This is a genomic window from Streptomyces sp. NPDC050508 (genome assembly GCF_040655155.1).
GTDB lineage: Bacteria > Actinomycetota > Actinomycetes > Streptomycetales > Streptomycetaceae > Streptomyces.
In genome coordinates, this window is record NZ_JBFAJJ010000002.1 from 334,032 (window position 1) to 351,523 (window position 17,492).

Annotated in this window: 17 protein-coding genes and 1 pseudogene; 9 read left to right on the forward strand and 9 right to left on the reverse strand. The window is 71.6% G+C overall.

Annotated features, from left to right (window positions below; all coding sequences use genetic code 11):
- The first annotated feature begins 92 nt into the window (after positions 1 to 92).
- A complete protein-coding gene (locus AB0I69_RS06645) occupies positions 93 to 1,274 on the forward strand; it encodes a sigma factor-like helix-turn-helix DNA-binding protein (protein WP_363094467.1) in 1,182 nt (393 codons plus the stop codon).
- Positions 1,271 to 3,034 carry a transglycosylase domain-containing protein gene (locus tag AB0I69_RS06650; protein WP_363094468.1) on the forward strand — a complete coding sequence of 588 codons (1,764 nt, stop codon included), beginning with the start codon at positions 1,271 to 1,273 and terminating at the stop codon, positions 3,032 to 3,034. The genes AB0I69_RS06645 and AB0I69_RS06650 overlap by 4 nt, the downstream gene beginning before the upstream one ends.
- Positions 3,035 to 3,075: 41 nt before the next feature.
- Here the strand turns inward: AB0I69_RS06650 and AB0I69_RS06655 are convergent, their stop codons facing one another.
- The gene (locus tag AB0I69_RS06655) at positions 3,076 to 3,729 is read right to left on the reverse strand and encodes a helix-turn-helix domain-containing protein (RefSeq protein WP_363094469.1); all 654 of its coding nucleotides are present in this window, start codon (positions 3,727 to 3,729) and stop codon (positions 3,076 to 3,078) included.
- A gap of 84 nt (positions 3,730 to 3,813) precedes the next feature.
- Here AB0I69_RS06655 and AB0I69_RS06660 point away from each other — a divergent pair, with 84 nt between their 5' ends.
- Both AB0I69_RS06660 and AB0I69_RS06665 read left to right on the forward strand, forming a co-directional pair.
- Complete coding sequence (locus AB0I69_RS06660; RefSeq protein WP_363094470.1) at positions 3,814 to 4,593, forward strand: MBL fold metallo-hydrolase; 780 nt, start codon at positions 3,814 to 3,816, stop codon at positions 4,591 to 4,593.
- Between the two features lie 55 nt (positions 4,594 to 4,648).
- Positions 4,649 to 5,182 (forward strand): cupin domain-containing protein, encoded by a 534-nt coding sequence (locus AB0I69_RS06665; RefSeq protein WP_363094471.1) that lies wholly within the window; start codon positions 4,649 to 4,651, stop codon positions 5,180 to 5,182.
- A 29-nt stretch (positions 5,183 to 5,211) separates the two neighbouring features.
- On the opposite strand, the gene AB0I69_RS06670 is transcribed toward AB0I69_RS06665, so the two are convergent.
- Complete coding sequence (locus AB0I69_RS06670) at positions 5,212 to 5,922, reverse strand: response regulator transcription factor (RefSeq protein ID WP_363095011.1); 711 nt, start codon at positions 5,920 to 5,922, stop codon at positions 5,212 to 5,214.
- Between the two features lie 191 nt (positions 5,923 to 6,113).
- Between AB0I69_RS06670 and AB0I69_RS06675 the strand changes: the two genes are divergently transcribed.
- Entirely contained in the window at positions 6,114 to 6,473 is a 360-nt protein-coding gene (locus tag AB0I69_RS06675) for a hypothetical protein (RefSeq protein ID WP_363094472.1), read from the forward strand.
- 13 nt (positions 6,474 to 6,486) lie between these two features.
- Positions 6,487 to 7,398 carry a YihY/virulence factor BrkB family protein gene (locus AB0I69_RS06680; protein WP_363094473.1) on the forward strand — a complete coding sequence of 304 codons (912 nt, stop codon included), beginning with the start codon at positions 6,487 to 6,489 and terminating at the stop codon, positions 7,396 to 7,398.
- On the opposite strand, the gene AB0I69_RS06685 is transcribed toward AB0I69_RS06680, so the two are convergent.
- The 6 genes from AB0I69_RS06685 to AB0I69_RS06710 all read right to left on the reverse strand — a co-directional run bounded on the left by AB0I69_RS06685 (position 7,365) and on the right by AB0I69_RS06710 (position 12,427).
- Entirely contained in the window at positions 7,365 to 8,069 is a 705-nt protein-coding gene (locus tag AB0I69_RS06685; protein WP_363094474.1) for an alpha/beta family hydrolase, read from the reverse strand. The genes AB0I69_RS06680 and AB0I69_RS06685 overlap by 34 nt on opposite strands.
- Before the next feature lie 73 nt (positions 8,070 to 8,142).
- Complete coding sequence (locus AB0I69_RS06690; protein ID WP_363094475.1) at positions 8,143 to 9,390, reverse strand: serine hydrolase domain-containing protein; 1,248 nt, start codon at positions 9,388 to 9,390, stop codon at positions 8,143 to 8,145.
- A 171-nt stretch (positions 9,391 to 9,561) separates the two neighbouring features.
- A complete protein-coding gene (locus AB0I69_RS06695; protein ID WP_363094476.1) occupies positions 9,562 to 10,164 on the reverse strand; it encodes a hypothetical protein in 603 nt (200 codons plus the stop codon).
- Positions 10,161 to 10,742: a sigma-70 family RNA polymerase sigma factor gene (locus AB0I69_RS06700; RefSeq protein ID WP_363094477.1), complete on the reverse strand. Its 582-nt coding sequence runs from the start codon at positions 10,740 to 10,742 to the stop codon at positions 10,161 to 10,163. The genes AB0I69_RS06695 and AB0I69_RS06700 overlap by 4 nt, the downstream gene beginning before the upstream one ends.
- Before the next feature lie 75 nt (positions 10,743 to 10,817).
- Positions 10,818 to 11,699, reverse strand: coding sequence for a DUF1989 domain-containing protein (locus AB0I69_RS06705; RefSeq protein ID WP_363094478.1), 882 nt, complete (start codon positions 11,697 to 11,699; stop codon positions 10,818 to 10,820).
- Complete coding sequence (locus AB0I69_RS06710; RefSeq protein ID WP_363094479.1) at positions 11,696 to 12,427, reverse strand: GntR family transcriptional regulator; 732 nt, start codon at positions 12,425 to 12,427, stop codon at positions 11,696 to 11,698. The genes AB0I69_RS06705 and AB0I69_RS06710 overlap by 4 nt, the downstream gene beginning before the upstream one ends.
- Positions 12,428 to 12,598: 171 nt before the next feature.
- Between AB0I69_RS06710 and AB0I69_RS06715 the strand changes: the two genes are divergently transcribed.
- The 3 genes and pseudogenes from AB0I69_RS06715 to AB0I69_RS06725 all read left to right on the forward strand — a co-directional run bounded on the left by AB0I69_RS06715 (position 12,599) and on the right by AB0I69_RS06725 (position 14,928).
- The gene (locus AB0I69_RS06715; RefSeq protein ID WP_363094480.1) at positions 12,599 to 13,420 is read left to right on the forward strand and encodes an ABC transporter substrate-binding protein; all 822 of its coding nucleotides are present in this window, start codon (positions 12,599 to 12,601) and stop codon (positions 13,418 to 13,420) included.
- A gap of 5 nt (positions 13,421 to 13,425) precedes the next feature.
- Positions 13,426 to 14,079, forward strand: a pseudogene (locus AB0I69_RS06720) (amino acid ABC transporter permease); the annotation flags it as partial.
- Positions 14,080 to 14,214: 135 nt separating this feature from the next.
- Positions 14,215 to 14,928 carry an amino acid ABC transporter ATP-binding protein gene (locus tag AB0I69_RS06725; RefSeq protein ID WP_363095012.1) on the forward strand — a complete coding sequence of 238 codons (714 nt, stop codon included), beginning with the start codon at positions 14,215 to 14,217 and terminating at the stop codon, positions 14,926 to 14,928.
- Between the two features lie 35 nt (positions 14,929 to 14,963).
- On the opposite strand, the gene AB0I69_RS06730 is transcribed toward AB0I69_RS06725, so the two are convergent.
- Positions 14,964 to 17,489, reverse strand: coding sequence for an ABC transporter permease (locus AB0I69_RS06730; RefSeq protein WP_363094482.1), 2,526 nt, complete (start codon positions 17,487 to 17,489; stop codon positions 14,964 to 14,966).
- Between the last annotated feature and the right edge of the window lie 3 nt (positions 17,490 to 17,492).

Genomic DNA, 17,492 nt, shown 5'->3' on the forward strand with positions numbered 1-17,492 from the left:
GCCGCGTCCCCCGACACACGCCCCACAGGAAAGACGAAAAACACGCGCCTCTGGATCCACTTCCCCCACAGCAGTACCGGAGGAGCACCGAAGTGCCGCACCCCCACGACGAGTTCGCCGCCTACGCGCACGCCGGCCTGCCCAGGCTGGTCACCACCGCCCACCTGCTCGCCGGCGACCCGGGCGACCCCCGGGAGACGGCCGAGCTGGTGCGGAGAACGCTGGTGCGGGTGTGCGCGCGGTGGCGCCGGATACCGCGGGACGACGTGGACTTCTATGTACGGCGGTCCCTGGTCAAGGAGTATCTGCGGCGGGCGCGCCGCCAAAGGGCCCTGTCTCACGGTGTGTTGGGGGCCCTGTCCGCGCGGCAGCGGGCCGTGCTCGTTCTGCTGCACTGGGAGGGTCTGCGCGAGACGGAGGTCGCCCAGTTGCTCGGCTGGTCGGCCGGTGCGGTCCGGAGCCGTGCCGGGCGGGGGCTGGCGGCCTTCGGGAGTGACGCCGAACGGCTGCGCGGGCTCTTCGCCGAGACCGCCGGGACCGCCGAATCCGCCGTCGGGGGCGCCGCGTTCGACGTTCCGCTCGATGCCGTCGAGCGGCGGGGCCGGGCGCTGCGGCACCGCCGTAGCGGCGTGGTCGCGGCCGTCTGCGCGCTGCTGCTCGTGCCCGCGGTCGTGTTCGCCGCGGGCCGGTTCGGGGGTGCCGGCAGCGCGGACGGGTCGGATGCCGGGGCGACCGATGTGGCGCGGAGCCCGATACGGATCGTCGCGCCGGGCGAACGGGTGGACGCCGTACCGGGGGTGCAGGTCTGGCTGACCACCGACGGCGAGCACTGGTCGACACCGAAGGGGGCCGGCCAGTTCCGCGGCCTGACCGACGACAGCTATGAGAACAGCTACAGGTACAAGGGGGACGCGTACGGGGACAAGTACAAGGACGGTTACGGGAGCGGCTCCGAGGCCAACGCCGCGGTCAGTGCCGGGAGCGGGAAGCCGGGCGTCTCCGTGCAGTTGGAACCGCTGGGCAGCTCGTACTTCCTGTCCGGCCTGTACCGCGGCCTGTCCGCCGACCCGGCTCGCGTCGAGGTCGGCGTCGACGGCCGCAGGATCACCGGCACCGTCCTCACGCTCGCGGGCAGTCCGGGCTGGGGCGTCTGGTACGCGCGCGCACCGCTGTCGGCGGCTCGGCTGAAGTCGGGCTCCGCCGACGGCGGTCCGACCGTCACGGTGTACGACGCGGCCGGCAAGGTCGTCGCACGGGGCGGGGCCGACCAGTGAAGCGCCTCAAGTCCTGGCACCGGCCCCGGCGTTCGAAAGCCCCGGCCGGTTCGCACCGCGTCGGTCCGCGCATCCCGCTCCGCGTCCGGCTCCGCCGTAACCGGGGCCGCCTGCTGCGCCGGCTGACCGGCGCCCTCCTGGTTCTGGTCGTGGCGCTGTGCACGGCCGCGGTCGTCGCGTACCGGTTGACGGACATCCCCGAGCCGCACCCGGAGACCGTCAGCCAGAGCACCGTCTTCGTCGACGACAAGGGCTCCTATCTGGGCCGCCGCGGTCCCGTCGACCGCCAGGAGGTGCCGCTGTCGCAGGTCCCGCGGTATGTCCAGGACGCCGTGATCGCGGCCGAGAACCGCTCCTTCCGCACGGACGACGGGGTCTCACCGAAAGCCATCACCCGCGCGGTGCTGGCCTCGCTGACCGGCGGCGAACGGCAGGGCGGTTCCACCATCACCCAGCAGTACGTGAAGAACGCGCTGCTGAGTCCGGAGCAGTCGCTGTCGCGCAAGGCACGCGAGGCGCTCATCGCGATCAAGCTCGATCGCACCCGCTCCAAGGACGACATCCTGGCGGGCTATCTCAACACCGTCTATTTCGGCCGGGGTTCGGCAGGCATCCAGGCGGCCTCGCGCAACTACTTCGGCGTGGACACCCGGAAGCTGACCGTCTCCCAGGGCGCCGCGTTGGCGTCGATCATCAACATCCCCTCGTACTACGAGAAGGCGGGCTCCGATCCCGAGGTGACCGCCACGCTCAGGGCCCGCTGGGAGTGGGTGCTCGACGCGATGGCGGCGAGCGGCAGCATCACGGCGAAGCAGCGCGCCGACGCCGCCTTTCCGGCGTTCCGCTTCTATCCGCCGGGCACGACCGAGGGGCAGCGGCAGTACATGATCGACGTGGCGGCGAAGGAGGCCGCCGACCAACTCGGTATCACGGAGGACCAGTTGGCACGCGGCGGCTACACCGTGCACACCACCTTCGACCTGGCCCTCCAGGACGCGACCACGGAGGCGGTGAAGGACCTCAAAGGCAGCCAGAACAGCAAGGACGGGAAGGACAGGAAGGGCGGGAAAGGCGGCAAGGGCATCACGCTGCATGCCGCCGTCGTCGCGATCGAGCCCGGCGACGGGGCCGTGCGGCTGCTGTACGGCGGATCGGACTACGCCCGGCAGCCGTTCAACGACGCGGTGGGCGGCGCGGTGGAGGCGGGGACGGCACTCGATCCCTTCGGCAAGGTCCAACTCGGCGCCCCGCTCGCCGAGTTGCAGAAAACCGCCGCGCCCACCCCGCTGAAGCTGGCCTCGGCGTACGCGACCGTGGCGGCGAACGGGGTGTACGCGGCGCCGTACACGGTCACGAAGATCACCCGGGACGGGCGGCAGGTGTACACCGCGCACCCCGACACACGGCGCGTGCTGGACGAGAAGGAGGCGTTCTTCGTGAACCTGCAGCTGTCCGAGACGGACAAGGAGACGGTCTCCACGGTCTCTCCCGTCTCCCCGGTCCCCTCGGTCCGCGCGGACCAGGACACCCCGCCGGCCCTCTTCACGGCCGGGGCGGGCGGCGGGCTCACCCGCCGGACCGTGTGGTCCACCGAGTTGGACTCCCGGCTCGCCCTGACGGTCGCCCTCTTCGCCGACAGGCCCGGCGAGAAGAAGAACACCACCGTGCCCGCCCAGCTGCCCAACGACCCGGCGCCGACCGCGTCCGCGGAGGTGACCACGGCGCGGATCTGGCAACTGGCCACCGCGGGCAAGGGATAGGAATAGGAATAGGAGGAAGGGCCGGGCGGGGCGGTCGGCGGCTAGCGCTTCCGGAGCGGACGGGGCGCGAGCGCAGCGGTGAGCGTGTCGGCCAGCCATTCCTCGTACGTGTCCGCGGACCAGCCCCGTCCCGCCGTGAGCTGGGTGTACAGCTGCGGGCCGGTCAGGGCCCAGAAGGCGTCCGCCAGGTGGGCCGGATCGGTGTCCGGGCCCAGGGTGCCGGTCTCGTCGAGGTGCGTGACGAACGCGGTGACGCCGGTCAGCCGTTCCCGCTCGGCGGTCTCCAGGACCTCTCCGACGTCCGGGCCCGCCTGGGTCAGCAGGGCGAACAGCGGGGTGACCCGTTCATGGATTCCGCGGACGTACGCGCCGTAGAGGCGGAGCTTGGTGCTCAGTTCACCGGTCCGCAGGATCTCCTGGATCTGGGGGCGGTCTCCCATGGGAACCGGTTCGTCGTCCCCGGCGAGCGTGATGTCCCACAGGGCCTTGACCAGGCCGGGCTTGCCGCCGAACGACTTGTACACCGTCTCGGCGGAGACACCCGCCCGCTCGGCCACGGCACGCACGGTCGTGGCGTGGTAGCCGTCCTGGAAGAGCAGCTCACGGCAGGCCGCGAGGACCGCGGCCCGGTTGCGGCGCGCGGCCTCGCGGCGGCCCTCCGAGTTGTAGGACCGACGAGGCGTCCCGTCCGCCATCGGCGCACTCTCCCATTCTGTTACAGTCGACTGTATCGGATACAGTCCGTTGTATCGAATACTGCCCGGTTGCCGGAGGCTCGTATGTCCCGTCCCGCGCCCACGCAGGTCGCACCCGGCGTCCATCGCCTCGGCGACCATGTCGTCAACTTCTACCTGATCGAGGACCCGGACGGTCTCGTCCTGGTCGACGCGGGAACGCCCGCCCACCTGCCGCAGCTGCGCACCCTGCTGGCCGGCCTCGACCGCTCCCTGGGCGACGTCCGTGCCGTACTCCTGACGCATGGCCACGCCGACCACACCGGACTGGCCCACGCCCTCCAGGAAGCCGGCGCCGACCTGTGGATCCACGAGCGGGACGCCGTGATCCTGCGGGACGGCCCGCGGAGCGGGATGCGCCACGCCAAGCCCGAGCGTTCGATGCTCCCCTACCTGCTGCGCAGGCCCTCCGCACTCGCCGTTCCGCTACGGATGGCCCGCGACGGAGCCTTCACGGCTCCCGGGGTGCCCGGTGCGCGGGTCTTCGACGCCGACCGGGTGCTGAAAGAGGTTCCCGGCGCCCCGCGGGCCGTCGTACTGCCAGGGCACACACCCGGCAGCGCCGCGTACGTCTTCGCCGACCGCGGGCTGCTCTTCACCGGCGACGCCCTGGTCACCGCCGACGGCTTCACCGACCGCACCGGCCCCACCCTCGTGAGCCGCTGCTTCACCCATGACAGCCGGGCCGCGCTCGCCGCCCTCGACCGCCTCGACGAACTGACGGCGGAACCGACGGCGCGACTGCTGCTGCCCGGTCACGGTGAGCCCTTCACCGGAGACGTCCGAACCGCCACCCGACAGGCACGGCAGTTCGGCGTCCACTGACCTTCCCGACCTCACACCTCGACCCCCTGACCTTCTGAACTGCCAAGGAGACGACATGAGTTCCGCACCGCCGGACTACTACCAGCCGCGCGTCCTGCACGTCCCCACCGAGAAGGGAGTGGTCAAGTGGATGTCGGGCGACGTCTACGAGACCCTGGCGACAGCCGACTCCACCGGCGGCGCGCTGGGCTTCACCGTCTGCTGGGTGCCCCCGGGCGGCGGACCGGTCGCGCACGTGCACCGCAGCGCCGACGAGTCCTTCTACCTCATCGCGGGCTCGCTGGAATTCCTGAACGGCGACCAGACCTTCGTGGCGAACACCGGTGACTTCGTCTTCGTGCCGAGGGGCACCCGGCACCGGTTCCGGAACCTCACCGACGAGCAGGCACACATGGTGTCCTTCTTCACTCCCGGCGGCGGCGAGGGGCTGTGGCTGGCGGGCGGGGACGACCCCGTCCCCGGCAAGAGGCCCGAGTTCTGGCCGCCGGAGCGTGGCATGGCGCTGGGCCCGCTCCTCGGACGCGCGGACATAGACATGGTGATCCTGCCCGAGGAAGCGGACTTCAACTTGCCCGTCGACGAGGACTGAGCGAGGACGGTCGGCTCAGCGGGTGACCATCACGGCGTCCAGGGCGACGGTGGACCTGCCGGACGTGCTGCCGGCGAGGATCCCCCGCCCGGGCGGATCAGTCCGCTCTCGTACGCCAGGATCGTCGCCTGCACCCGGTCCCGTAGCCCCAACTTGGTGAGCAGGGCGTTGACATGGGTCTTGACGGTTCCGGTGGTCACGCCGAGCGCGGCGGCGATCTCGGCGTTGGCCAGGCCCGAGGCGACGTGGAGCAGCACTTCCCGTTCGCGTGGGGTGAGCCCGCCGAGGGCGCCGGTGACGGCGGGCGGCGGGGGCGCGCCCTGGGCGAAGGTGTCGATCAGGCGGCGGGTGACGGCCGGCGCGAGGATCCCCTCGCCGGAGGCGACGACGCGCAGCGCGGTCAGGAGTTCCTCGGGCCGGGCGTCCTTGAGCAGGAAGCCCGAGGCGCCGGCCCGCAGCGCCTCGTACACGTACACGTCGAGGTCGAAGGTGGTGAGCACCAGGACCCGGGGCCCGGTCTCCGGCGCGGTGATGAAACGGGTCGCGGTCAGACCGTCCATGCCGGGCATCCGGATGTCCATCAGGACCAGGTCGGGTGCCTCGCGGGTGGCGAGCTCGACGGCACTCACCCCGTCCCCGGCCTCGCCGACCACGGTCATGTCGGGTTCGGCGTCGACGATGGCGGCGAAACCGGCGCGGACCACCGCCTGGTCGTCCACGACCATCACGCGTATGGCGATGGGGACACCTCCTGGGCCGAGGCCGGGGCCCGAGCAGGTCCGGCCGGCAACGGCAGCAACACCCGTACCGTACCGGCCGACTCGAAGCTGACGCGGGCTTCCGCGGCGGCGGCGTCTCTACCCTGCGGTAGAGACGCCGGTCCTCCGCTGCGCCGACGACTCGTCGTCCGGCCGCCGGAATGCTTACGGCCATGGACATCACCTCGCTCACCGTCGTACTCAGTGTGATCGTGGTCGTCGCGGCCTCGGTCCTCATCGTCTCCAACGAACCCCCGCTGTGGGTCTACCTGTTGAGCGCCGCGGGCTCCCTGCCGCTGAGCAGCGCCCTGCTCGACGGGCCCGACTTCACCTCCCCCATCGAGAACGGTTCCCTCGCCGCATGGGCCCTGCGGATCGCCGTCTCCTCCACCATCACGGCCGTGTTCAGCTTCTTCGTCGGCGGGCACAGCCGGGCGAGCGCCGACGACGACGTGCCCGACGAGGACGAACCCGCGACGCCCGCGTGGAGTAGCGCCGTTCGCCCGGGGCACGGACAGGAGTGGAGCGGCTGAGAGGGGGACGGGCATGGGCGCACCGTTGGCGGGGATGATCGCCGGGTTCCGGCCGCCCGCCTCCTGGTGGCCCGCGCTGCGGCGCACGCCGGTGTCGCTGTGGAACGACGACATCTCGGACTACGCGGCGGCGCTCACCTACTACGCGATCCTCGCGGTGCTTCCGGCGATGCTGGCCACCGTCATCGCGTTCGGCATGATCAGCCCGAACACAGCGGATGAGTTCGTCACCCATGTCACCGCTTACGCCCCGGCGAACTCCGGTGCCGAACTGCACACCGTCCTGACCCATGTGCTGCGCACCGACCGCAGCGCGTGGCCGCTGCTGGTGGCCGGCGGGGCCAGCGCGCTGTGGTCGTCGACCAGCTATCTCGCCGTGTTCCGCCGCGCCCTGCACCGCATGCACGGCACCCAGGACCGGCGTTCGCCCTGGCGCAAGGCGCCCCGCATCGTGCTGACCGCGCTCGTGCTGCTCGGCCTGCTCCTCGTCGGCTCGCTCACGCTGCTGCTCACCGGCCCGCTCGCGGAGGCCGTCGGGCGGATGGCCGGCGTGGACGCGACCGCGGCCCTGGCGTGGAACCTGCTGCGCTGGCCGGTACTGCTGTGTCTGGTCGCCCTCCTGGTCGTGGTCGTCTTCCACACCGGCCCGACCGGGGCACGCCGACGCGGGCACAGCCTGCCCGGCGGCGTGCTGGCCGCCGCCCTGTGGCTGACCGTCTCCGCCGGCTTCTCGACGTACGCCTCGACGTTCGGCGCCTACAGCAGGCTGTACGGGTCGCTCTCCGGGAGCGTCGTCTTTCTCGTCTGGATGTGGCTGTCGAACCTCGCGCTGCTGAGCGGGGCGCAGTTCGCGGCGGAGCTTTCCAAGGGCGCCGGCTTCCGCGAGGTCGGTCAGAGCAGTACCGGGGAGGTTCCGGGCTCGTAGCTCTCCTCGGGCAGCGGGTCGGGGGTGGCGGCCGGGTCCAGCAGGTGGGCGACGAGGGCCGAGGCCGTGTGGTGCCAGAGGCGGTGGCGGCGGAGCATGCCGTGGTCGCCCCCGGCGATGAGTGCCATGCCGGCCCGCGTCGCCCCTTCGTCCCGTGCCCGGCGCACGCAGTCGGCCGTCTCGGCGGGCGAGGTGACGTGGTCCCGTTCGCCGTGCAGGGCGACGATGTGGCGGCCCGCCGTCTGTTCGACCGGTTCGGCCGGTGGCCACCAGGGTGCGAGGGCGACCACGCCGTGGACCTGTGGGTGACCGGCGGCGCTCAGGGCGGCCCGGCCGCCCATGGAGTGGCCGAGGAGCACGGTCGGTACGGGGCCGGTGAGTTCGGCGAGGGCGTCCAGCGCGCGCAGGGTGTCGCGGGCCGGGTCGGCACGGTCGCCGTTCCAGCCACGGAGGCGGTAACGGGCCTGGGCGACCAGGACGTCCTGGTGCGGGAGCGCGGCGATCACCGCCCGCACGACCGGGCCCATGCGCAACGCGGCCAACTGCCAGGGCCGGGCGGGGCGTTCGCTCGTCTCCTGGCCGCCGTGCAGCACCAGAACGGCGGCCTGCGGGCGCGGCGGACGCCGTCGTAGCGTCAACGGAACGTGCTGTTCGGTCTGTTCGGCCGTCACGGTCACCCACTCGTGCGAAACCCCCGGGTCGTCGTCGGCCCGGGGGTTCAGTGTCGTTCAGGGCGGGGCGTTCCTAGCGCGTGGTGGCCGAGCCGTCGTAGACGTGGTCGGGGGTGGCGATCCGCGTGACCGCGCGGGCGACCAGTGTGGACGGCTCCTGGCCCCCGGTGGTGATGTCGGTGTTGAGCAGGACGACCAGGGTCGCCTTGAGGGCGGGGAGGTAGACGGTCACCGACTCGTAGCCCGGGATGGAGCCGTTGTGGCCGATCCAGCCGCCGGTCTCGAAGATGCCGAGGCCGTAGCTGAGGCCGGGGAATCCGGTCGGCAGTGTCTTCAGGCGCTGCTTCTGGGTCTCCGGGCTGAGCAGTGCGCCGGTGGCGACGGTCTTCGCCCAGCTGCGCAGGTCGTGCATGGTCGAGATCATCGCGCCGGCCGACCAGGCCCAGCTCGGGTTCCAGTCGGTGGAGTCCTCGACCGCGCCGCTCAGCGTCTGGTTGGTGTAACCGCGGGCGTGCGGCTCGGGGAACTCGCGGACGTTCGGGCCGTCCGGGAACAGCGTGTCGTCGAGGTGGGCCGGGCGCAGCACCCGCCGGTCGATGACGTCGGCGACGTGGTGCCCGGTGACCTTCTCGATCACCAGGCCGAGGAGGACCAGGTTGCTGTTGTTGTAGACGAACACCTTGCCCGGCGCGGAGGTGTTGCGGTGCTTGAAGCCGTACGCCAGTAGCTCCGGCGGGGTGAACGTGCGGGTCGGGTCGCTCAGCAGGTCGTGCGCGAAGTCGGCGTCGGCGCTGTACGGGAACAGTCCGCTGCGCATCTCGGCCAGGTGGCGCAGGGTGATGTGACGGCCGTTCGGCACACCGTGGACGTAGCGGGAGATCGGGTCGTCGAGGCCGATCCTCCCGTCGTCGACGAGCTTGAGCAGCGCGGTGACCGTGAAGGTCTTGGTCTCGCTGCCGATGCGCGAGTACAAGTCGGTGCTCATCGGCTGCCCGGTGACCTTGTCGGCGACGCCGGTCGCGCGGACGTAGCAGCCCTTGCCCGGCATCCACAGTCCGACGGCGACTCCGGGGATGCCGGCCTCCCGGCGGACGTCCGCGACGGCCTTGTCCAGCCGGGCGTTCAGGTCGCGGCCGAGGCCGTGCGACGGGCAGTCGTCGTGATCGTGCCGGTCGACACCCGCCAAGCGGACCGCGGTCGCGGCAGCGGGGGTGGGGGTGACGGTGGTTGCCGCGAGGGCTGAGGTCGACGTCATCGGGGCCAGTACGGAGGCCACCAGCAGCGCGGCTGCGATCAGACGTCGGGACGGAGTACGTCGCATGGGGGGCGCTTCTTCCGGTTCGGGGCTGGGGAGGGCAACGCCACCATCCGGAGTCCCGCGGGAGGTCCTCCCGCCGTACGCGCCCCTTCGAGTCCACTCGATCGGACCGGCGTTCGGCCGCACCACGTGAAACAGCCCGTTCCCCGGACCGTACGGCCCGGGGAACGGCGGTCACTTCCCGAACGCCTGGCGGAACTTGGTGATGGTCTCGGCCGAGGCCCCGTTCGCGGCGCACGGCGGGACGACGCCGTCCTTGGCGCCCACGATGTAATGCTCGCCCTCCGAGAACGTCAACGTCTCCGGGATGCTGGTGTCGCCGACGAGGACGACCGTCTCCGCGTCGCCGCCCTTCAACCAGTGGTCGATGTGGAAGGTGACGTTGCTGCCCTTGACGGACGTGACCGTGCCGACGAAGAGCGTCGGGTAGCCGCGCAGTGAGTCGGGGGTGGGTTCCGCGCACTTGGCGGAGCCCCCCTGCGCGGTGAGCGTCACGGGAGCCGGCGCGGCCGAACGGCCGCTGCCGCTGCCGTTGTTGGCCATGACTCCGGTCACGATGCCGCCTCCGAGCACGAGGAGACCGGCGGCTGCCGCGAGTCCGAGGAGATGACGCCGGCTCCGTCCCGCAGTGGCCTTCGCGGGCTGGGGCACGGTGGCGGTGGCGGTGGCGGTGTTCAAGGTGGCCTCCACAAGGCGATCGATGTCGGGTGGCGGAGCACTGCGGGTCAGTGCCGGGTCCGCGGACTTCAGCCGGGCCAGCAACTCGTCGTCATTCACTGACCGCTCCTTCCTTCATCCCTCTTGTGTCCGGTCGGTTCGGCATCCTTTCGCCCCAGCCGGTCGGCGAGTCTCGCCTTCGCCCGATGGAGCCGGATGCTCACCGCGTTGGCGCTCAGCCCGGTCGCCTCCGCGATCTGCCGCGGCGCCAGCCCCTCCCACGCCCACAGCCGCACCACCTCACGGTCCAGCGCCCCGAGGGCATCGAGCGCGGCATGCAGCTCACTGTGGTCGGCGGGCCACGCCGGGGCCTGCTCCTGACTCCGGATCAGCCGCTCCACCAGCCGGAGCCTGCGCCCGTCGGCCCGGCGGGCGTTCGCCAGGCACCCCCGTGCCACGCCGTAGCACCACGGCAGCACCTCATCAGGATCGGGACGCGGCTCGGTCCCGGACCCCGGACCGAGCCCGGGAACCTCGTCGATACGACGCCACAGCACCAGCATCGTCTCCGACAGGACGTCCTCGGCCGTCTCGGCGCTCGCCCGCCGCACCAGATACCGGTGCAGCGGTTCCACCACCACCTGTGCCAGTCCTTCGAAACGCGCCCGCCGCATCCGACGCGTCTCCTGTTCCGTCATGGATTCCACACCCTGTCCTGTCCGGCACCGGCCGGTTCCTTTCCACGCCGTGCCGGAGGGTGCCCGTATCCGGATCTAGTCCCGGTCCCCCTCGCGGAATTCGGGCCGCCGCATCCCGTGCAGGTTGCGGTAGGCGGCCCGGCCCGGCGGGGTCCAGCCTTCCAACAGGGCGGGGTCGGGCCGGTACACCTCGATGCCGAGCGGGCGGCAGACGTCCAGCGGGTCGCGGGCGTCCGGGCCCCAGAGGGGGACGGAGAGGTCGCCGCCGGGGCACGTCGACAGCGCGCACAGCAGGTCGGTCTCGGCGAAGAACTCGAAGTGGTCACCCACTCGCGCCGGGCAGTCCTTCATGAAGTACTGGTCGTCGTCGTTCAGGCCGGTGCACTGGAAGACGTTGAGCACGTCGTGCACGTCGAACTCCGTGAGCCCGTACGGCAGTACGGCCCGCACCAGGTTCGAGTGGCAGTGGAAGTCGAAGTCCTCGCCGGTGAGCATGCGGTTGACGTACGGGTCGCAGCGGGTGCCCAGCAGGTCGTGGACGCGACCACCGTCGGCGTCCACGCCGTAGTCGGCGAGGGTGTCGGCGGTGACGGTGAGCAGGGGGCGCAGGAACGGCAGGGTGGACCAGATCCGGTCGTACGTGGAGATGTGCGCGCGCTGCAACTGGCGGGTGCGGGCGGCCCACATGCGCTCGCGCGGGTCGTGCAGGTTCCACACGTTCAGGTCGCCGACCTGGGGGCCCTCGACGGTGACGATCCGGCAGAGGTGTCCTTGCGGGACGGTCCAGGCGCGGCCGGAGCGGATCGGGATCTCGAAAGCGTCCACGAGTTCGTGGCGCACCCCGGCGAAACGGTCGTAGAAGGCGCGGTCGACGTCGAGGGCACCGCCCTGGGTGGCACGGTAGGCGGCCGTCGCCTTGGACTCCGCGGTCGCCGCGGACACTGTGCGGGAGGTCATCGCTTGCCTTTCGCTGCCGATGTCGTGCGGCTCGTACTCGTGCGGGTCGAACCAGTCGTACTTGTACGGGAGTTGGCGCGTACGGCGTCGAGCACCGTCCGCTCGGAGTCGTCGAGGTAGAGCCGCAGCGCGGCGGTGGCGTCCATGCGCCGGCCGCCGCGGATCAGGTCGCAGATCTCGCGGTCGCGGACGACCCACGGCGCCTGGAACGCGCCCTGGTCCGGCATCACCGCGAAGGCCAGCCGGAGTTGGGCGATCGTCACCCGGAAGAAACCGTCGAGGCGGGCGCTGCCCAGCAGGGCCACCAGCGACTGGTGGAAGCGCAGCGACGCGGTGCCGACCTTGTCCCACGCCTCGGCGTCGACGGCGTGTTCGGCGGCGGCGACCTTGGCCTCCATCGCGTCGAGCAGCGGTTCCGGGGTGAGCGGGCTCGCGTCGACGGCGCTGAGTTCGAGGGTGCGGCGGGCGAGGTAGATGTCCGTCACGTCCTCGGCGGCCAGGGTCTTCACGGCCGTGCCCTTGTGCAGCCGCTGCACCACCAGCCCCTCGTCGTGCAGGGTGCGCAGGGCCTCCCGCAGGGTGTTGCGGGACACCCCGAGCTCGGCGGAGAGCGCCACGTCGCGCAGCGGGGTGCCGGGCGGCAACTCGCCCTCGACGATGCGTTCACGCAGCACGTCGGTCACCAGGACGGGCCGCCCGGCGGAGGCCGCGCTGTTCAGAGTCGACATGCCCTCACCCTAACGCACGATCTGTTGAACAAAACAGAGAAGCGATTCGGGCGGCTCTGGCGCGACACCCAGCAGGTTTCAAGCTTTTACCTGGCCGAAACACCGAGCCGTCACCATCATCAGCAGCCAGATTGTTCAACAGTTTTAGTCTCCCGGTCGAGAGGCCTCCTCATGCGTGTGATCCTCCTCCGCTCCCTCACCGCCGGCCTGCTCCTCGCCCTGTCCGGCTGTTCGAGCGGTTCGTCCTCGGGCGGCGGGGCGGACGGTTCGGGCACGATGACCGCCGGCACCCTGACCGTGGGGTCGGACCTGACATATCCGCCGTACGCCTATCTCGACGGCAAGACCCCGGCGGGCTTCGACCCGGACATCTCCCGCGCCCTGGCCAAGGCGTCCGGGCTGAAGTCCACGTTCGTCGACACCCGGTTCGAGCAGCTCATCGCCGGGCTCGGGACCGGCCACTTCGACGTGATCGCCTCCGACCTGTACATCACGGACGCGCGCGAGAAGCAGGTCGACTTCATCCCGTACTTCACCACCGGCAACTCGATCGTGGTGCAGACCTCGGGCAGTTACCGCCCGACCGTGGTCACCGACCTGTGCGGAAAGTCCGTCGCGGTCATCAAGGGCGGGCAGATCGTCGAGAAACTGCGCGGCGAGGCGAGCACCCAGTGCCAGGCCAAGGGTGAAAAGGGCGTCGACGTAAGGGAGTTCGGCACCGACCCCGAGGGGACGCAGGCCCTGCTGTCCGGTCAGGTCGACGCCCAGGTCACCGACGGCGCCGTGGCCAAGGCCGCCGTCGACAGGACCAACGGCCGGCTCACCATCTCCTCCAAGTCCCTGATCTACCCCGTCCAGTCCGGGTTGGCGGTCAAGCGGGGCGACAGCGCCCTGAAGAAGACCCTCACCACCGCACTGGCCGAACTCAAGAAGAACGGCACCTACGCCGAGCTGCTGAAGAAGTACAACCTCGGCCGCGCAGAGGGGAGTTGACGGACGTGGGCAGCTTCGACTGGAACTACACCGTCGGCCTGTTCGCCGACGCCGACCTGTGGCGGGCGGCCCTCCTCGTCGTCGAACTCGCCGTCTCCGCCTGGGTGATCTCCACCGCGCTGGGCCTGCTCGTCGCCCTCGCCCAGCAGTCCCGGCTGCGTCCGCTACGGCTGCTCGCCGGCGCGTACGTCTGGTTCTTCCGCAGTCTGCCGCTGCTGGTCCTGCTGATCTTCGTCTACAACTCCCCGCAGCTCTTCCCCGAGTTGAGGCCCCTGCTGTCGAGCCCCTTCGCCGCCGGCCTGGTCGCGCTCGTGCTCAGCGAGACCGCGTACATCGCCGAGATCCACCGCGGCGGACTGCTCGCCGTGGGCAAGGACCAGGGCGAGGCGGCACAGGCACTCGGCATCCCCTACGCGGGCGTGCAACGGCATGTGGTCGTGCCCCAGGCCTTCCGCGTCGCCCTCCCCGCACTGGGCAACGAGTTCATCAGCATCCTCAAACTGACCTCCCTGGTCAGCTCCATCTCCCTCGCCGAACTCCTCCTGGTCGGCCAACGCCTCTACACCCAGAACTTCCTGGTCCTGGAGACCCTGCTGGCCGTCGCGGTCTACTACGTCCTGCTGGTCACCCTCTTCGACCGGTTGCGGGCCCTGCTCGAACGCCGCCTGGACGTACGCAGACGCCGTACGAAAGCGGCGGCCGGCGCCGTCCCTGAGGACGCGGTCCGCGCCGCGCCGAGGCGGACCCGGCCCCGTACCGCGCACGAGGGCGAGGCGGTCGTACGCGCCCGGGGCCTGCGGAAGTCGTTCGGCACGGTGTCCATCCTGAACGGGGTGGACCTCGATGTGCACCGCGGCGAGGTGGTGGCCGTCATCGGTCCCTCCGGCTCCGGCAAGACCACGCTCGTCCGCACCCTCAACCACCTGGAACAGCCCGACGCCGGCAGCGTGGAGATCGACGGCCGGCCCATGGGCGGCCGGGACCGTGAACTCGCCGCCCAGCGCCGTCGCGTGGGCATGGTCTTCCAGCGCTTCAACCTCTTCCCGCACAGGACCGCCCTCCAGAACATCACCCTCGCCCCACTCCAACAGCGGCTCCACGAGGGCAGGTTGGCCGCCGAGGGCCGGGCACGGGAACTGCTCCGCAAGGTCGGCATGGACGCCCACGCCCACAAGTACCCGCACCAGTTGTCCGGGGGGCAGCAGCAACGGGTCGCCATCGCCCGCGCGTTGGCGATGGACCCCAGCGTCCTCCTCTTCGACGAACCGACCTCGGCCCTCGACCCCGAACTCGTCGGCGAGGTCCTGTCGGTGATGAGCGAACTCGCCGCGGACGGCACGACGATGGTCGTCGTCACCCACGAGATGCGCTTCGCCCGCGAGGTCGCGGACTGGGTCGTCTTCATGGACCAGGGCCGCGTCCTCCTCCAGGGCCCACCCGAGACGGTCTTCGACAACTCCGGGGAACCGCGCCTGGAACGGTTCTTCGCCGCGATCAGCCCCGTGTGAGGCCCGCGGCCCCGGACGGTCGGCCGACTGCCCGTTCACTGCGCGCGGACGGCGTCGGCGGGCGGGGTCCGCAGGGCCTGGCGGGTGGGGAGTTCGATGGTCAGGAAGGCCGTGACCGTGACCGTCAGCGCGAGGCCCGGCAGGAGCCAGACCGGGCCCGCGGGCCAGGGACGGCCCAGGAAGCCCTGGCCCAGGAGGGCGAGGGGGACCGCGGAGAGCAGCAGGGCGGTGGTGAGTGCGGTGGCGGCGGTGACCGCGGCCTCGCGGCGCATCATCGCGCGGATCTGGCGGGGAGTCGTGCCGTTGAGGCGGAGGGCGCCCAACTCCACCCTGCGCTGCGCGGTGGCCGCGACCAGCTTGTTGGCGATGCTCAGCAGGAGGTAGACGAGCAGGACCACGATGGTGGCGAGGTTGATCCACACCTCGGGCGGGGCGTCCTTCAGGCCGCCGCTGGAAGGGGAGTTGGCCGGTCCGAGGGTCAGGCCCGGTCGGGAGGCCGCGAGGGCCGTGAGGTTCTGCCGGGCCTTCGCCGTGCCGTCGGTGCGGATCAGGAGGGACTGGTCGAGCGCCGTCGTGGTGTGTCCGGCGGCCAGGTCGTGGGAGAGCACCACCGTGCCGAAGCCGAGGCCCCGGCCGTACACGGCGACGACCCTCGCGTCGACCTGTGTGCCGTCGCCGAGAACCAGGTTCACCGTGTGCCCCACCGTCGCGGAGCGAGTACGGGCGACATCGCTGCTGACGGCGACGGTCGCGCCGGTGAGCCGGTCCAGACCGCCGTCCCGTACGTCGAGGTCGAGGACGCCCGCCGCGTCCGGCGTGAGGATCGTCGCGGCCCCGGACTCGGCCGCCGGATCGCCGAACTGCCGGTACCGCCACACCACGGTGGTCGTGCCGACGGGAGCGACGGCCCGTACGCCCCGCGTCTTCCGTACGGCGGCGAGCGTGTCGCCGGGAAGCCCGCCCAACTCCTTTGCGCTCAGGCGGAGTTGGGCGAGGGTGCCGGTGCTGGTGTCCTGGGCGGTGGCGGCCAGCACGGTGGTCTGGGTGAAGGTGTACGTCAGCACGAACACGACCGCCATGGCCAGCGTGGAGACGATGCCCGCGTTGCGCAGGGCGTAGGCGCGCAGGTTGGCCATCGCCAGCCAGGTCGGGGCGGAGCCGCCGTACCGCGTCGCCCGGACCGCCGCACCGCCGATGCCCCGCACGAGCGCCGGTCCCGCCATGGCCAGCCCGATCGCCCCGATGATGCCGGCGAGGGAGGTGGCCGTGGCCCCGATGACCGTGCGGGAGAACAGCGGCAGTACCGACATGACGGTCGCCACGACGATGACGGCCACGCCGATACGGGTCCGGGCCCGCGACGGATCGCGCGGCTCGCTGCGCGACTCGGCGACCGCCTCCGTGGCCGGCATCCGCGAGGTGCGCCAGGCCGAGCAGCGGGCCGACACCTGGACCGCGAGGAGCATGAGGACGATCGCCGCGAGGGCGGGCAACGGGCTGAAGGTCAGGGGCAGTTCGGCCGGAATGACCCCGCGGTCCGCGAGCAGTCCGCGGAACTGTCCGGCCAGCAGATACCCGAGCCCCACCCCTGGCGCCACGGCCACGGCCGCGACGACGGTGGACTGCGCGGCGGCCAGCCGCCGGATCTGCTTCGGGGTCGCGCCCACCGCCCGCATCAACGCCAGGTCCCGACGCTGCCCGCCGATCGCCACGGCCAGCGCGCTCGCCATCACGAACCCGGTGATCAGCAGGATGATCCCCGACAGCGACCCGGCGAGCAGCACCAGCAGCGAGCGGGAGGCTCCGGCGCCGGGCTCGGCCGTGTCGCCCCGCTCGGCTCCGGTGACGGTCCGCAGCCCGGTGCCCTTCAGCTTCGTACGGACCTCGGCGGCGACCCGCCGCTCGGCACCGGGCGCGGTACGCAGACCCACGAGGTCTGCACGGCCGGACAGACCGGACAGGGCTACGGCCGTCTTGTCGGCGAAGTAGACACCGGCGACCGGCGTGTTGACGACCGCCGAGACGCGATAGCCGCTCGCGGGACGGGAGTTGACGACGACGTGGACGCGGTCGCCCGGCTTGATACCGGCCGCGGCGGCGGTGGCACTGTCCACGGCGACCTCGCCGGAACCGGTCGGCTCGCTGCCGGTGACATGCGCACCGGCCAGCAGCTTCACCGAGGACCAGCCGTGCCCCGACACCCGGGGATCTCCGGCCGCTACGACCCGGCCACGGGCGTCGACGAGAGCGGCGGGGAAGCTGATGTCACCGACCGCCGCAGTGACACCCGGCAACTCGCCGAGTTCACCGACAAGTTGGGCCGGGACCCTGCGGCGTTCCGGCAGTGCGAGCGGGAGCTCGCCGGGCGGGTGGAACTCCTGGTCGGCCGCGACCACGACGGACGCTCCGGCGAGCCGGCCGGCGGGCAGGTGGGAGCGGAGGCCGGACTCGGCCAGGACGCCGGTGGCGGTGATCAGTGCCGCGCCGCCGAGGACCGCGCAGGCCACGGCGATCAGCGCGGCGACGCGCTGCCCGACCATCTGTGTCGCGAGACGGAACATGAC